This is a genomic window from Roseovarius sp. EC-HK134, assembly GCF_902498815.1.
GTDB classification, from domain to species: Bacteria; Pseudomonadota; Alphaproteobacteria; order Rhodobacterales; family Rhodobacteraceae; genus Roseovarius; species Roseovarius mucosus_A.
In genome coordinates this window covers 907,832-921,636 of sequence record NZ_LR701544.1, presented here as the reverse complement: position 1 = coordinate 921,636, position 13,805 = coordinate 907,832, and the positions used below count along the sequence as shown (strand labels likewise).

16 protein-coding genes are annotated in these 13,805 nt (G+C 63.0%); 9 read left to right on the top strand and 7 right to left on the bottom strand.

What is annotated here, in order from left to right; translation table 11 throughout:
* Positions 1 to 49: 49 nt before the first annotated feature.
* Positions 50 to 1,114, bottom strand: a complete 1,065-nt coding sequence (gene hemH / locus GC127_RS08270) for a ferrochelatase (RefSeq protein ID WP_008282720.1) — start codon at positions 1,112 to 1,114, stop codon at positions 50 to 52.
* Positions 1,115 to 1,173: 59 nt separating this feature from the next.
* Positions 1,174 to 1,992: a methyltransferase domain-containing protein gene (locus GC127_RS08265; protein WP_151977508.1), complete on the bottom strand. Its 819-nt coding sequence runs from the start codon at positions 1,990 to 1,992 to the stop codon at positions 1,174 to 1,176.
* Positions 1,993 to 2,039: 47 nt separating this feature from the next.
* Between GC127_RS08265 and GC127_RS08260 the strand changes: the two genes are divergently transcribed.
* The 4 genes from GC127_RS08260 to GC127_RS08245 are packed head-to-tail and all read left to right on the top strand — an operon-like array spanning position 2,040 to position 4,311.
* Positions 2,040 to 2,738, top strand: coding sequence for a ComF family protein (locus tag GC127_RS08260; protein ID WP_008282718.1), 699 nt, complete (start codon positions 2,040 to 2,042; stop codon positions 2,736 to 2,738).
* A 32-nt stretch (positions 2,739 to 2,770) separates the two neighbouring features.
* Positions 2,771 to 3,028, top strand: coding sequence for a glutaredoxin 3 (gene grxC, locus GC127_RS08255; RefSeq protein WP_008282716.1), 258 nt, complete (start codon positions 2,771 to 2,773; stop codon positions 3,026 to 3,028).
* A 5-nt stretch (positions 3,029 to 3,033) separates the two neighbouring features.
* Positions 3,034 to 3,864, top strand: coding sequence for a carbon-nitrogen hydrolase family protein (locus tag GC127_RS08250; RefSeq protein WP_151977506.1), 831 nt, complete (start codon positions 3,034 to 3,036; stop codon positions 3,862 to 3,864).
* Positions 3,865 to 4,311, top strand: a complete 447-nt coding sequence (locus GC127_RS08245) for a MarR family winged helix-turn-helix transcriptional regulator (protein WP_008282714.1) — start codon at positions 3,865 to 3,867, stop codon at positions 4,309 to 4,311. It abuts the gene before it with no gap.
* Between the two features lie 179 nt (positions 4,312 to 4,490).
* On the opposite strand, the gene ubiG is transcribed toward GC127_RS08245, so the two are convergent.
* Positions 4,491 to 5,234, bottom strand: coding sequence for a bifunctional 2-polyprenyl-6-hydroxyphenol methylase/3-demethylubiquinol 3-O-methyltransferase UbiG (ubiG, locus tag GC127_RS08240; RefSeq protein ID WP_151977504.1), 744 nt, complete (start codon positions 5,232 to 5,234; stop codon positions 4,491 to 4,493).
* A gap of 48 nt (positions 5,235 to 5,282) precedes the next feature.
* On the opposite strand from ubiG, the gene pip reads away from it, so the two are divergent.
* The gene (gene pip / locus GC127_RS08235; RefSeq protein ID WP_151977502.1) at positions 5,283 to 6,260 is read left to right on the top strand and encodes a prolyl aminopeptidase; all 978 of its coding nucleotides are present in this window, start codon (positions 5,283 to 5,285) and stop codon (positions 6,258 to 6,260) included.
* Between the two features lie 4 nt (positions 6,261 to 6,264).
* The gene (zapE, locus tag GC127_RS08230) at positions 6,265 to 7,326 is read left to right on the top strand and encodes a cell division protein ZapE (RefSeq protein ID WP_008282711.1); all 1,062 of its coding nucleotides are present in this window, start codon (positions 6,265 to 6,267) and stop codon (positions 7,324 to 7,326) included.
* 108 nt (positions 7,327 to 7,434) lie between these two features.
* Here the strand turns inward: zapE and GC127_RS08225 are convergent, their stop codons facing one another.
* The 4 genes from GC127_RS08225 to tsaD are packed head-to-tail and all read right to left on the bottom strand — an operon-like array spanning position 7,435 to position 10,173.
* Entirely contained in the window at positions 7,435 to 7,854 is a 420-nt protein-coding gene (locus GC127_RS08225; protein WP_081507268.1) for an EVE domain-containing protein, read from the bottom strand.
* Positions 7,854 to 8,123, bottom strand: coding sequence for a YciI family protein (locus GC127_RS08220; RefSeq protein WP_037298645.1), 270 nt, complete (start codon positions 8,121 to 8,123; stop codon positions 7,854 to 7,856). Before GC127_RS08220 ends, GC127_RS08225 begins: the two co-directional genes overlap by 1 nt.
* Positions 8,123 to 9,079 carry an NAD(P)H-dependent glycerol-3-phosphate dehydrogenase gene (locus GC127_RS08215; protein ID WP_151977500.1) on the bottom strand — a complete coding sequence of 319 codons (957 nt, stop codon included), beginning with the start codon at positions 9,077 to 9,079 and terminating at the stop codon, positions 8,123 to 8,125. The genes GC127_RS08220 and GC127_RS08215 overlap by 1 nt, the downstream gene beginning before the upstream one ends.
* Positions 9,076 to 10,173, bottom strand: a complete 1,098-nt coding sequence (tsaD, locus tag GC127_RS08210) for a tRNA (adenosine(37)-N6)-threonylcarbamoyltransferase complex transferase subunit TsaD (protein ID WP_151979671.1) — start codon at positions 10,171 to 10,173, stop codon at positions 9,076 to 9,078. Before tsaD ends, GC127_RS08215 begins: the two co-directional genes overlap by 4 nt.
* Positions 10,174 to 10,246: 73 nt before the next feature.
* Here tsaD and GC127_RS08205 point away from each other — a divergent pair, with 73 nt between their 5' ends.
* The 3 genes from GC127_RS08205 to GC127_RS08195 are packed head-to-tail and all read left to right on the top strand — an operon-like array spanning position 10,247 to position 13,712.
* Positions 10,247 to 10,978, top strand: coding sequence for a uroporphyrinogen-III synthase (locus tag GC127_RS08205; protein WP_151977498.1), 732 nt, complete (start codon positions 10,247 to 10,249; stop codon positions 10,976 to 10,978).
* Between the two features lie 48 nt (positions 10,979 to 11,026).
* Positions 11,027 to 12,220, top strand: coding sequence for a COG4223 family protein (locus tag GC127_RS08200; RefSeq protein WP_151977496.1), 1,194 nt, complete (start codon positions 11,027 to 11,029; stop codon positions 12,218 to 12,220).
* Positions 12,221 to 12,239: 19 nt separating this feature from the next.
* The gene (locus GC127_RS08195; protein WP_081507272.1) at positions 12,240 to 13,712 is read left to right on the top strand and encodes a heme biosynthesis protein HemY; all 1,473 of its coding nucleotides are present in this window, start codon (positions 12,240 to 12,242) and stop codon (positions 13,710 to 13,712) included.
* Positions 13,713 to 13,805: the final 93 nt, after the last annotated feature.

Genomic DNA, 13,805 nt, shown 5'->3' with positions numbered 1-13,805 from the left:
GGACCACCAAGATCACCGCATCCGGGCACTGCCAAGGCGCGGGCTAGCTTTAATCGAGCCAGCCTTTGAGATTGGTTTCTACAATGGAGGAGAGCGCCTTGATATGGGCGTCATCGTCGTTGAGGCAGGGGATATAGGTGAATTCTTCACCGCCGGCCTCTTCGAAACTTTCGCGGATTTCCTCGTTGATCTCTTCCAATGTCTCGATGCAATCGGCGGAAAAGGCGGGGGCCATCACCGCGATGCGCTTTTTGCCATCTTCGCGGGCCAAGCGGGCCACTTCGTCTACGGTATAGGGCTTGAGCCATTCTTCGGGGCCAAAGACCGACTGAAACGTTGTGGTGATCTCGGTATTTTCCCAACCCAGCCGCTCTTTGAGCAGGCGGGTCGTTTTCTGGCATTGGCAATGATAGGGGTCGCCCTGCATCAGGTAGCGTTTCGGCATGCCGTGATAGGAGACCACAAGGATCTCTGGCCGCTTTTCAACCTCTGCGTAGGCGCGTTCGACTGATTGCGCGAGCGCCTCGATATAGAGCGGGTTCTGAAAATAGGGTTCGACCACGCGGGCGATGGGCTGCCATGTCTCATCCATCAGGGCGCGAAAGAACTGATCATTCGCGGTGGCCGAGGTGGCACCGGCGTAATGCGGATAGAGCGGAAAGAAGAGAATGCGTGTGCAGCCCGCCTCGACCATCTGGCGCACTTTGGATTTGGTTGAGGGATTGCCATAGCGCATACAGAAATCCACCATGACCTGATCGCCATAGCGCTCCTGCATCGCGGCGGCCATTTTGGTGGTCTGGTCGCGGGTGATGGTCATCAGGGGGCTTTCGCCCTTATCCTCGTTCCAGATGGATTTATAGGCATGCCCGCTGGTAAAGGGCCGCTTGGTCAGGATGATGAGCTGCAAGAGTGGCTGCCATTTCCACGGGCTGTAGTCGATCACCCGGCGGTCCGACAGGAACTCGTTGAGATAGCGGCGCATGGGCCAGTAGGTGTAGTGATCCGGTGTCCCGAGATTGGCCAAGAGCACACCGGTTTTCGCGCGCGGCACCTTGGGGTGATCGGCGGCGGCGTGTTCTGGGCGGGCGGCATCATGGCTGGCATCAAGCATGGCTTGGTCATTCCTGTGAGTTCCGGGACAGGGGTGACATATAGGCTGTGCCTGAAAGGTCAATCTTTCAACGGGGTTTCCACCGCGCCAAGCGCATCGGCAAGGCGCGCGCTGGCTGATCCGGGGCGCAGCGGCTGGGGCTGGCTTGCGTCAGGGGCCCAGCCGGTGAGGAAGATCATCTCGAACGTGGCGGGGATGCGTCCGTCATCCATACCAAAGGCTTGTGAATATATGTCGCAGGCGCGGTAGAGCATGCGGCGCGGGGTTAGTGCGCGATGGCGCGCGCTCATGGCATTGGATTCGCCCATCGCGCGCAGGTCGCGCATCAGCGCCAGAGGATCGGCATAGCTGGTGCGAAGCGGCAAAGTATCGGCCACCGGCAGGGTAAGGCCCGCGCGCTGCATCAGCGCGCCCAGATCGCGGATTTCGGCCATTGGCAGGACGCGGGGCGAGAGGCCGCCGCTGACCTCTGCTTCGGCCTGAGCCAAGGCGCTGCGCAATTCGTGCAGCGTGCCACCGCCAAAGAGCGCGGCGAGCAGCAGGCCATCGGGGCGCAGCGCGCGGCGGGCCTGAATAAGCTGACCCACAGGATCGTTGGCCCAATGCAGGCAGAGGGCGAGGATGACCAGATCATGCGCGCCGGGTTCCAGCATCAGCACCTCATCATCCGCGACGATGCGCGCCTCTGGCAGCCGGGATTGCCAGAAATGCGGAAAACCCGTCACCACGGCGGGTGCGGTAAAGGATTTGTTAACCAAGGTCAGGCGATCCTCGACCTCATCCGCCGCTATCTCGTGCAGAAAGAGCGCCGGTGCGCGCTGGGCGCGCAGGCGGTTGCGAGTGAGGGCGGCGCGATCTGTCAGGAGCGTTTGGGTCATGGGGCAAGGATAGAGTGCTGGCAGCAGCTTTTCAAACGGCGGTTCGCATGGTTTATCCCGCCCGTTGCACGCTTTGCGGCGCGGTGGTGGATAGCGATTTCGGTCTTTGTGGCCCGTGCTGGCGGGATACGCCGTTCATCTCGGGGCTGGTCTGCGAGACCTGCGGCGTGCCGCTGCCCGGTGAGGGGCATGCGGAGGCCGCGCATTGCGATGACTGCCTGCGCATGGCGCGGCCGTGGTCGCAGGGGCGCGCGGCGATTCGCTATCATGAGAATGGGCGCAAACTGATCCTCATGCTCAAGCATGGCGACCGGCATGATGTGGTGCGCCCGGCGGCAAAGTGGATGGCGCGGGCGGCGCAGCCCCTGTTGCGGCCCGATACGCTGATTGCGCCCATTCCGCTTCATTGGGGGCGGATGCTGTCGCGGCGGTTCAACCAATCGGCGCTTTTGGCACAGGGATTGGCGCGCGAGACCGGTTTGCCATGCTGCCCTGACCTGCTGACGCGGTTCAAACGCACGCAGAGCCTGAAGGGGCTGAGTGTCGAGGCGCGACACGCCATGCTGACCGATGCGATTCGAGTAACGGCGCGGCATAGGGGATTGATTGCCGGGCGTTCGGTTCTGATTGTTGACGATGTCATGACCTCGGGGGCGACGCTGTCGGTGGCGACGCAGGCCTGTTTTTCAGCCGGTAGCGGGGAAGTGAGCGTTGTGACACTGGCGCGCGCCGTCAAGGATGCCTAAGTTCGCGCGACAGCGAACCGGGGATCCCAATCATGAAACCAGTCGAAATCTACACCTCACCGCTCTGCGGGTTTTGCCATTCGGCCAAACGCCTGTTGCAGAAGAAAGGCGTTAATTTTTCAGAAATCAACGTGCTGGCACAGCCCGCGCGCAAGTCTGAGATGATGAAGCGCGCCAATGGCCGCCATACAGTGCCGCAGATTTTCATAGGCACCACCCATGTGGGTGGCTGTGATGATCTTTATGCGCTGGAACAGGCGGGCAAGCTTGACGCGCTGTTGCGCGGGTGACGGCGATGCGCGCGGCGCTTTTGCAGCTGAGTAGCAGCGATGACCCCGAGGCCAATCTGGCGGTCACGCTGTCTATGATGGATGCGGCGATTGCGGATGGGGCCAAGTTTATCCTGACGCCTGAGGTTACCAATTGTGTTTCGGGCAGCCGCACGCATCAAAATGCCGTGCTGCACCCCGAAGAGAGCGATCCGACACTGGCGGGCCTGCGCGCGCGCGCGGCAGAGGCTGGTGTCTGGCTTTTGATCGGGTCGCTCGCGCTGAAAACCGATGATCCCGATGGGCGCTTTGCCAACCGGTCGTTTCTGATTGGCCCGGATGGCGAGATTGTCGCGCGCTATGACAAGATTCATATGTTCGATGTGGATGTCACCCCCGAAGAAACCTATCGCGAATCGGATGGGTTTCGCCCCGGTGATCAGGCGGTTCTGGCCGATATGCCACTGGGCAAGCTGGGGATGACGGTGTGTTACGACGTGCGTTTCCCGCATTTGCACCGGCGTCTGGCGCAGGCGGGGGCCACTGTGCTGACCGTTCCGGCGGCGTTTTCGCATGTGACCGGGGCCGCGCATTGGGAGGTGCTGTTGCGCGCCCGTGCCATTGAAACCGGCTGTTTTGTGCTGGCTCCGGCACAGACCGGCATCCATGCCGCGACAACTGGACGCACCCGTCAAACCCATGGGCACAGTATGGTTGTGGCACCATGGGGAGAGGTTCTTGTCGATGGTGGCGTTGAGCCGGGCATCGTGATGGTTGATCTTGACCCCGATGCGGTGGCACAAGCGCGCAGGCGCGTGCCTTCGCTGCGCCATGATAGAGCGTTTGACGGGCCCTGAATGACCGATACGACCAGCAATTCCCTTGCCGTGGCGCTGTTTAGCGAGATCCTTACGAATGAGCAGTTGATCCGCAGCCGTCTGACACGGGTGTTGCCGAAGGGGATGGAAATCTCGCATTTTTCGGTGCTCAACCATCTGGCGCGGATCGGGGATGAGCGGAGCCCGGCACAATTGGCGAAAAGTTTCCATGTCACACGCGGGGCGATGACCAATACCCTGTCCAAGCTGGAGTGGGCGGGATATGTGCATATCCGCCCCGATTGGGATGATGCGCGGCGCAAGATGGTGGCGATCAGCCCCTCGGGTCGTCAGGCGCGCGATGCCGCAATGGCGGCGATCACGCCGATGGTTTCGGACCTGATCCGCGATCTGGGCGAAGATCGCGTGCGCGCCAGCCTTCCGGTTCTGCGGGAATTACGGGCGCGGCTGGAGCCGGGGACGTGAGTTCGTCTGCTACCCGCGCGGAACAAGGCGCGTAGCGCCGCCGCGCGGATCGCTGGGCCGTCCCGCGGCCTAGCGATTTCGAGAGGGAGCGCTTCACCGTGAAGTCATACGGACTTGACTGGCATTAAGTGGCATCCATGGCCGTTGCTTCGCTAGTCCCCGGCCCAGCAACCCGCGCCTCAGCGCTTCACGCTTGCCGTCACGTAATTTACGCTCAGGTCCCGGTCTGACAGGCGCCAGCCCCATGTGATCGGGTTAAAGACAAAGCCTTTGCGATCCACAGGTTCGAGCGCGGCGTTGCGCAAGAGATCGTATAGCTCGTCTGGCGTGATGAATTTGGCCCAGTCATGCGTACCTTTGGGCAACCAGCGCATGACATATTCCGCGCCCACAATGGCCATCGCATAGCTTTTGGGGTTGCGGTTGATGGTCGAGCAGATGTGGAGCCCGCCCGGTCTCAAAAGCTGCTGGCAGGCCGTGAGATAGGTCAGCGGATCGGCCACATGCTCGACCACTTCCATGTTGAGCACGACGTCGAATTGTTCGCCTGCTGCGGCCAGATCCTCGGCGGTGGTGTGGCGATAGTCGATGTCGAGCCCGGATTGCGCGGCATGCACCTGGGCCACGGGAATGTTGCGGGGGGCGGCATCGGCCCCGACCACGGTTGCACCCAAACGGGCCATCGGTTCGCTCAAAAGACCGCCACCGCAGCCGATATCAAGCAGGCGCAGCCCGGCAAAGGGCGTCTGATCGCGCAAATCACGGTCGAACTCTGCCGCGATCTGGGTTGTGATGTAATCCAGCCGACAGGGGTTGAGCATGTGCAGGGGCTTGAATTTTCCGTTCGGGTCCCACCATTCAGCGGCCATCGCCTCGAACTTGGCGACCTCGGTGGGATCAATCGTGCTCTGAGCGGCTTGCATTCTGCTCTCCATATGCTCTTTTGGTCTTGCGGCATATATAGGACATTCATGGACAAATTCTCAGGCCAAAAGAGCGCAGTGCAATATCTCCATCCTCCGGTCGAGCCCTTTGACCGGCGTATGCTGGATGTGGGCGATGGGCACAGCGTTTATATGGAGCAATCGGGCCACCCCGATGGCCTGCCAGTGATTGTGCTGCATGGCGGGCCGGGGGGTGGATGCAGCCCGGCGATGCGGCGCTATTTCGATCCGGCGGTTTACCGGATCATCCTGTTTGATCAGCGCGGCTGTGGCCGGTCGCGCCCGCATGCCAGTGTCGAGGCGAATACGACATGGCATCTGGTGGCGGATATCGAGTTGATTCGCCGGACCTTGGGCATCGACCGCTGGATCGTGTTCGGCGGCAGTTGGGGGGCGACGCTGGCGCTGATCTATGCGCAGGCGAACCCTACGCCGGTGCAGCATCTGGTGCTGCGTGGGGTTTTCACCATGACCGAGGCGGAATTGCATTGGTTCTATGGGGGCGGTGCCGGGGCGTTTTGGCCGGAAACATGGGCGCGATTCGTGGAATTGATCCCCGAAGATGAGCGCGACGATCTGATTGCCGCCTATCACCGCCGACTTTTCTCGGGCAACCTGAGCGAGGAAGTGGCCCATGCCAAGGCATGGTCAGCCTGGGAAAATGCACTGGCGACGGTGCATTCCACCGGGGTGGGTGGTGATAGCCCTGCCGATTACGCCCGCGCCTTTGCCCGGCTTGAGAATCACTATTTCACCCATCGTGGATTTCTGGATCATGATGGCCAGATTCTGGATGACATGCCGCGCATCGCGCATATTCCGGGCACGATCGTGCAGGGGCGCTATGATATGATCTGCCCGCCGGTGACGGCGCATCGGCTGGCCGAGCGGTGGCCGGGTGCCGATCTGCGGATGATCCCCGTGGCGGGGCATGCCCTGTCAGAGCCGGGGATCAGCGCCGAATTGGTGGGCGTCATGCAGAAGCTGGCCCGCGGCGCGCGCTAGGCCGATGGAAACCCTGCCTGATCTTTATGCCCGCCTTGTGGCCGATGGCAAATTGACCCGCGATCCGGCGCAAGAGGCGCTTTTGCCCGAGTTCGAGCGGATTCGTGCAGGCCTCGACGAGGCCCCGCGCAAGGGCTGGTTTCGCCGCGCGCCGGAGCCGCCCAAGGGGTTGTATATCTGGGGCGGGGTCGGGCGCGGCAAATCCATGCTGATGGACCTGTTTGTAAGCACGTTGGCCGTGCCCAGCCGACGGGTACATTTCCATGCCTTCATGCAGGAAATCCATGCCGGGCTGCATGCCGCACGAGCGCGCAACGAGGCGGATGCGCTGGCCCCGGTGGCGGCGGAGGTGGCCAAATCGGTGCGGCTGTTGGCCTTTGATGAGATGCAGATCACCGATATCACGGACGCAATGATCGTGGGGCGGCTATTCGAGGCGCTGTTTGCGGCGGGGGTGGTTGTGGTCACAACCTCGAACCGGGTGCCGGATGACCTGTATAAGAATGGGTTAAACCGGCAGCTGTTTCTGCCCTTCATCGAGCTTTTGAAAGAGCGGATGGTCCTGCATGAAATGGTCAGCCCGACCGATTACCGGCAGGATCGTCTGACCGGCAGCCCGAGTTATTTCACCCCGATCAATGCCGAGAGTCGGGCCGAGATAGAGACGATTTGGCAGAGTTTGACCGAGGGTCGCGGCGGGCCGCATACGATTATCGTGAACAAGCGGGCGGTGGAAATACCGGCGTTTCACAATGGCGTGGCGCGGGCCACGTTTTATGATCTTTGCGGTAATCCCCTTGGACCGGCGGATTATCTGGCCTTGGCCGAAGCGGCGCGGGTGCTGATCCTAGAAAACATCCCACAGATGGGGCGCAGCAATTTCAACGAGGCCAAGCGTTTTGTGACGCTCATTGATGCGCTTTATGAGGCGCGCGTGCGGCTGATTTGTTCGGCGGCGGCGGTTCCGGAATACCTCTATATCGAAGGCGAGGGATCGTTCGAGTTTGAGCGCACCGCCAGCCGCATGCGCGAAATGCAATCCGAAGGCTGGGGCAAAGAGGATTAGAGCGCCTTGCGTCTGATCGGGGTCACATCGCCCCGGCCCCCATGACGTCTCGGCGAGGTCCCGGGTCAGGCCCGGGACGGGTGTGTTTTCGATGGGGCGCAACACGCCCTAGCCCGAAAGGCCTGCCATATCGCAGATGATGCGCCATTCGTCGGCCGTGACGGGCTGCACCGAGAGGCGAGAGTTTTTCACCAGCACCATATCGGCCAGACGCGGATCGGATTTGATCGTGTCGAGCGTGACAGGTGTCTTGGCGGAGGCGACGGCCTTGATATCCACACATTCCCAGCGTGGATCGTCGGATTTGCTGTCAGGATGGGCGGTGGCGATGACCTCGACGGTGCCAACTACGGCTTTTTCGCTCTGGGAATGGTAGAAAAAGCCACGGTCGCCCACGGCCATCTCGCGCATGAAATTGCGGGCCTGATAGTTGCGCACGCCGTCCCATTCCTCGCCTGCGTCGCCCTTGGCCAGCTGATCCTGCCAGCCCCAGGTTGAGGGTTCGGATTTGAACAGCCAGTAGCGCATCAGATGACCTTTTTCCACGGGATCAGCTCGACATTGGCGAAAAGCCCCGCCTTGGCGTAGGGATCAGCGGCGGCCCAATCCTGTGCTGCCTGCATATCGGCCACGTCGAGGATGACGAGTGAGCCGATCATCTGGCCTGCGTCATCGAGCAGCGGACCTGCCTGAGACACCACGCCGGTGTCCTTGAGATAGGCGACATGGGCCTCGCGGGTGTCGAGGCGGGTTTGCAGAGCACCGGGTTTGTCGCGGGCGATCAGGGCAATGAGCATCATTCTTCCTTTAATGGGCGTGACAGCAGCATATCCATCGCCTGCGCCACGTGCAATTCGCCTGTGACAAGCGCGGTGACGGCATGGGTGATGGGCATATCGAGAGAGAGCGCCTGTGCGCGGGCCAAGACGGCGCGGGCGGTGGCGGAACCTTCGACGGTAAGGGAGGGATCAAACCCTGCGCCTTTGCCGATGCTCAGGCCGTAGCGGTAGTTGCGCGACTGGTCAGAGGTGCAGGTGAGCGCCAGATCACCAAAGCCCGAGAGGCCCGCAAGCGTCTGGGGGTGCGCGCCCAGCGCATGGGCAAGACGGTTCATTTCGGCAAAGCCACGGGTCATCAGGGCGGCGCGCGCGCTCTCGCCCAGACCGGCCCCGATGACGGCACCGCAGGCGATGGCGATCACGTTTTTGAGCGCGCCGCCCAGTTCCGCGCCCAGCGTATCGGTGCTGCGATAGAGGCGCAGGGTAGGCGTTGTAAGGCAGCGCTGCAGCATTTGGCCGGTGTGGTCGTCGCCGCAGGCGAGCGTCAGCGCCGTTGGCAGGCCAAGGGCGATGTCACGGGCAAAGCTGGGGCCAGTGAGGATTGCGGGGGTTGCCGTAGGACAGGATTGCGCGATGAGGCCGGTGGGGCCGAGGCCCGTGGTCAGGTCCATGCCCTTGCAGCAGGCAACCAGCGGGCGGCGGGCGAGGGATTCGGCATGTTCCAAAAGGAAACCGCCCAGCGTCTGCATCGGCATGGCAAGCAGGCAGGGGGTATCGCCCTTGGGCACGGGGCCGGTGGTTAGGGTCACGCTGTCCGGCAGGGAGATGCCGGGCAAGCGGCGCGTATTCTCGCGTGTCTGCTGCATCTCGGCGGCGTGGGCCGGGTCGCGCGCCCAGAGGGTGACGGGGCCGTTTTGCGCCAATGTCACGGCAAGGGCCGTGCCGAATGCGCCCGCGCCACAGATGAGGATCATGCCTTGGCCCCTTTCTTGCCGCTGCCGAGCATGGCAGGGCTGGTGTGATCCAAGGGCCAACGGGGGCGGGCGGCAAGGGTCATGTCATCGCGGTGGCCAAGCGCAAAGAGTTCGGCCCCGGCATAGGCGATCATCGCGGCATTATCAGTGCAGAGCGCCAGCGGGGGCGCGACAAAAGCTGCGCCCATTTCTGCGGCAACAGTCTCTAACCCGGCGCGAATGTTGGTATTTGCGGCGACACCGCCAGCGACGGCGATGACCGGGGTGGCGGGTGCCTCTGCCAGATAGGCGGTCAGGGCGCGGCGGGTTTTTTCAGCCAGAACATCACGCACGGCGGCCTGAAACCCGGCACAAAGATCAGCACGATCCTGACGCGTCAGGCCGGATTTCTGGGCCACGATCTCATCACGGGTGCGCAGGAGGGCGGTTTTCAGCCCGGAAAAGGACATATCGCACCCCGGACGATCGAGCAAAGGCCGGGGAAAGCGAAAGCGGGTGGGATCGCCCTTTAGCGCCTCGCGTTCCACATTGGGGCCGCCGGGCTGTGGTAGGCCCAAGAGGCGCGCGGTTTTGTCAAACGCCTCGCCGGGGGCGTCGTCGATGGTGCCGCCAAGGCGGGTAAAATCATCCGCGCCGCGCACGATCAGGAATTGGCAATGCCCGCCCGAGACCAGCAGCATGAGATAGGGGTAAGCCACATCATGGGTGAGGCGCGGGGTCAGGGCATGGCCCGCAAGATGGTTGACGCCAATAAGCGGGAGGCCTGCGCCCGCAGCGATCCCCTTGGCACACATCACCCCAGCGATCACCCCGCCAATCAGCCCCGGACCAGAGGTGACGGCAACGGCGCCCACATCGCGCAGTGTCAGATGCGCTGCGGTCAGCGCTTCGCGCACGCAGATATCCAGCTTTTCCGCATGGGCGCGCGCCGCGATTTCCGGCACGACCCCGCCGAAATCGGCGTGCAGCGCGGTTTGACCATGCACCACTGAGGAGAGGATTTTTGGCCGGCCATCTGCGCCAATGCGCAACACCGCAGCGGCGGTATCATCGCAGCTGCTCTCAAGTCCCAAGAGGATCAAAGGCTCTGTCATCGCGGCCATGCGTTGCGTGAAAGGTCCAAGGCAGGTAACACCGAATGAGACAGGCAACAACTCTGGATGGGCCATGACCGTCACGATCCTGATCACCCGGCCCGAGCCCGAGGCCAGCCGCATGGCCGCAGAGGTGCAAGCGCTCTGCGGTGATGTTGCTGTGATGGTCTCGCCGGTGATGCAGATCGCTTATGGTGGGGCGCTGCCCGATCTTACCGGGGATGAGACGCTGATTTTCACCTCGCGACACGGGGTGGAGGGATTTTGCCGCCTGAGCGCGCGGCGGGATTCCCCCTGCTATGCGGTGGGCGATGCGACGGCAGAGGCGGCAGAGGCCCAGGGGTTGCGCGCTATTTCCGCCGGGGGTGATGCCGGGGCGCTGTTGGCGCGGATCGCAGAGGATGGCGCATGTGGGCCGTTCCTGCATCTGCGCGGGGCGCATGTAGCGGCGGATGTGGCCGGGGCCTTGCGCGCTGCGGGGCATGCGGCGCGCGATGCGGTGGTGTATGATCAGGTTGAGGCGGCGCTGAGCGCCGAGGCGCGGGCGCTCTTGCGGGGTGCGGAGCCGGTGATCCTGCCGCTGATGTCCCCCCGCACGGCGCGGATTTTTTTGGCGCAGGCCGAGGGCGTCAGCGCGCCGCTCTTGATCGCGGCCATAAGCCGCAATGCGGCGGATACGCTGCCAGAGGATGTGGCGGCGTGCGTGCGAATTGCGGAAATGCCGGATTTGCCGGGCGTCTTGGCCGTGGTGCAAGACCTCGTGCAGATGGCCAAGCGGCTTGAGGGTGGAAAACGACCGCAGTAAGGTCAGATTGACAGGGACGTGTGGTGAGATTCGAAAGGATGGCACAAGGTGGCTGACAAGAAGCAAGCTCCGAAGGAACCGGGTGAGGCAGACATCGTGTCGGATGCTGTGGAGCCGGTCGCGGAGACAGCGCCCGAACTGTCAGAGCCAGAGCAGCCCAAGAGCACAGTGCAGGACGCCTCGGATGCGTCAGAGCAGAATATAGATACGCCTGCCACGGAGAGCCAAGAGCCTGAAATCAGTCAAGACGGTGCGCCCGGCGCGATTTATGTCGGGGGCGACACGCCCGAGCCTGAGCCGCTTGCCCAAGACAAACCCGAACCGGTGATCGTGCGCCAAGGCGGGTTCTGGCCGATGTTGCTGGGCGGTGTCGTGGCGGCGGGTGTGGGTGTTGCGGCGGCGCCTTATGTGCTGCCCCCTTCGTGGTTTGCCCCCGAAGAGAGCGGCGTTGAGGCGGCGCTTGCGGAACAGGACGCGCGGCTGACGGCCCTGCGCGCTGATTTGGATGGGGTACAAAGCCCGCCGGATTTGAGCGGCGAGATGCAGGGCCTGAGCGAGACACTGACCGCGCTTACTGGGCAAATCGCCGATCTGGAGGGGCGTATCGCGGCGCTAGAATCCCGTCCGGCGACGCAGGGCGGCGGCGTACCGGCGGCCGAGATCGAGGATTTGCGCGCATCCCTCGCGGCGCAAGCGGCTGAGGTTGAGGCGTTGCGATCGGCGGCAGATGCGCAGGAGGCGGCGGCACGCGATAGCGCTGTGGCCACGCTGCGCCGCGCCGCGCTGACGCAGGTTTTGACCGCGCTCGACACTGGCAGTGATTTCGCCCCGGCGCTAAGCGATCTGCGGGAGACCGGTGCCGAAGTGCCTGACGTGTTGGCCGATCAGGCGGAAACCGGCGTGCCGACACAGGCCGCGCTGATCGAGAGTTTCCCCGAGGCGGCGCGCGCCGCCCTTGCCGCGGCACGGGCGGAAAGCGGCGATGCTGTGGCCGGCGTGGGCGGCTTTCTCAAGAGTCAGCTTGGTATCCGCTCGCTTAGCCCTCAGGAGGGGGATGATCCCGATGCGGTCCTGTCTCGGGCTGAGGCCGCCTTGGCCGAGGGCCGCCTAAGCGATGCCTTGACCGAGATTGCAACGCTTTCAGAGGCCGCGCGCGCGCCCCTTGATGGGTGGGTCGCCGAGGCCACGCGCCGCCAAGAGGCGCTGGCCGCCGCAGAGGCGCTGGCCGAAACAGTGAATTGAACGAGAAAAGGCGAGCGCCATGCTTTGGTCGATTATCAAGATAGCGGTTTTCATTGCCCTGGTGGCGGGCGTGACGCTGGGCGCGAGTTTCCTGCTCGAACTCGATGGCGGTGTGCGGATTGTCATGGCGGGGGTCGAGATCAACCTGACCCCGATCAAGGCGGTGATTGCGCTGGGCGTGCTGGTGTTCATCATCTGGCTTTTGATGAAGTTGACCGGGCTTTTGGTGGCATCTCTCAAGTTCATCAACGGTGATGAAACCGCGCTGTCGCGCTATTTCGATCGTAGCCGTCAAGACAAGGGCTATCGCGCGCTGTCCGAGGGGATGCTGGCGCTGGCGTCTGGTGAGGGCGAGGTGGCGATGGCACAGGCTGCCAAAGCTGAAAAATACCTGCGCAAACCGGCGCTGACCAATCTCATCACGGCGCAGGCGGCTGAGATGGCGGGCAATCGGCGCAAGGCCGAAGAGGTTTACAAACAGCTTTTGACCAATGAGAAAACCCGCTTTGTCGGCGTGCGTGGAATTCTGCGGCAAAAGCTGGCGGAGGGGGATACCGAAACCGCGCTGAAACTGGCCAAGACAGCCTTTGCCCTTAAACCGCGACATGCCGAGGTTCAGGATACGCTGCTTGATTTGCAGGCGAAAACCTCGGACTGGAAAGGCGCGCGCGAGACGCTGAACGCCAAGCTGAAATACGGCAGCCTGCCGCGCGATGTGCACAAGCGCCGGGATGCGGTGCTGGCGCTGTCGGAGGCGCGTGATGTGCTGGATGAGGGCAAGACCATCGAGGCGCGCGAAGCCGCGATCGAGGCCAATCGCCTGTCGCCCGATCTTATTCCGGCGGCAGTGCTGGCAGCGCGCGGCTATATTGACCAAGGCAATACACGCAATGCGCTGCGCGTGATCAACAAGGCGTGGCTGGTGCGGCCGCATCCCGATCTTGCGGCGGCCTTTGCCGCGATTGAGCCGAATGAGTCGCCACGCCAGCGTTTGAAACGATTTGCCAAGCTGCTCAAGGTTCATCCTGAGAACCGTGAAACCCGGCTGTTGGAGGCGGAACTGAATCTGGCCGCAGAGGATTTCCCGGCGGCGCGCCGTGCGCTGGGCACGCTGGCCGAGGTCGAGCCGGATGCGCGCGCGCTAACCATCATGGCGGCGATTGAGCGGGGCGAAGGGGCATCCGACGCGGTGGTCAAGGGCTGGCTGGCGCGGGCGCTGTCGGCGCCGCGTGGGCCGCAATGGGTCTGCGATAAATGCCAGCATATTCATGCCGAATGGGCACCTGCCTGCGAGAATTGCAATTCCTTCGACACGCTTAGCTGGCGCGCGCCCCCCAATAGCCCGATTGCCACGCCCACGGGACTTGAGATGCTGCCGCTTATCGTGGGCGCGCTGGACGAGCCCAATTCCGAACCTGTGAAGACAGAGGATGACACCGTTCCCGACGCTGAAATCGTAGAGGAAGAGCACATGGACAGGGCCGAAAAATAAGGCTTCCCTCCAGTGCATTACGATGCCGTCGTGCTACTCTTGGCGCTGTAGCACCGATGCTGATCGCGGGTGGTTTTGGCTTGATCTGAGAAG

What these genes read in the sequence shown, in the direction of transcription:
- hemH (WP_008282720.1), bottom strand. Translation starts at nt 1,114, where the DNA reads ATGCTTGATGCCAGCCATGATGCCGCCCGCCCAGAACACGCCGCCGCC.
- GC127_RS08265 (WP_151977508.1), bottom strand. Translation starts at nt 1,992, where the DNA reads ATGACCCAAACGCTCCTGACAGATCGCGCCGCCCTCACTCGCAACCGC.
- GC127_RS08260 (WP_008282718.1), top strand. Translation starts at nt 2,040, where the DNA reads ATGGTTTATCCCGCCCGTTGCACGCTTTGCGGCGCGGTGGTGGATAGC.
- grxC (WP_008282716.1), top strand. Translation starts at nt 2,771, where the DNA reads ATGAAACCAGTCGAAATCTACACCTCACCGCTCTGCGGGTTTTGCCAT.
- GC127_RS08250 (WP_151977506.1), top strand. Translation starts at nt 3,034, where the DNA reads ATGCGCGCGGCGCTTTTGCAGCTGAGTAGCAGCGATGACCCCGAGGCC.
- GC127_RS08245 (WP_008282714.1), top strand. Translation starts at nt 3,865, where the DNA reads ATGACCGATACGACCAGCAATTCCCTTGCCGTGGCGCTGTTTAGCGAG.
- ubiG (WP_151977504.1), bottom strand. Translation starts at nt 5,234, where the DNA reads ATGCAAGCCGCTCAGAGCACGATTGATCCCACCGAGGTCGCCAAGTTC.
- pip (WP_151977502.1), top strand. Translation starts at nt 5,283, where the DNA reads ATGGACAAATTCTCAGGCCAAAAGAGCGCAGTGCAATATCTCCATCCT.
- zapE (WP_008282711.1), top strand. Translation starts at nt 6,265, where the DNA reads ATGGAAACCCTGCCTGATCTTTATGCCCGCCTTGTGGCCGATGGCAAA.
- GC127_RS08225 (WP_081507268.1), bottom strand. Translation starts at nt 7,854, where the DNA reads ATGCGCTACTGGCTGTTCAAATCCGAACCCTCAACCTGGGGCTGGCAG.
- GC127_RS08220 (WP_037298645.1), bottom strand. Translation starts at nt 8,123, where the DNA reads ATGCTCATTGCCCTGATCGCCCGCGACAAACCCGGTGCTCTGCAAACC.
- GC127_RS08215 (WP_151977500.1), bottom strand. Translation starts at nt 9,079, where the DNA reads ATGATCCTCATCTGTGGCGCGGGCGCATTCGGCACGGCCCTTGCCGTG.
- tsaD (WP_151979671.1), bottom strand. Translation starts at nt 10,173, where the DNA reads ATGACAGAGCCTTTGATCCTCTTGGGACTTGAGAGCAGCTGCGATGAT.
- GC127_RS08205 (WP_151977498.1), top strand. Translation starts at nt 10,247, where the DNA reads ATGACCGTCACGATCCTGATCACCCGGCCCGAGCCCGAGGCCAGCCGC.
- GC127_RS08195 (WP_081507272.1), top strand. Translation starts at nt 12,240, where the DNA reads ATGCTTTGGTCGATTATCAAGATAGCGGTTTTCATTGCCCTGGTGGCG.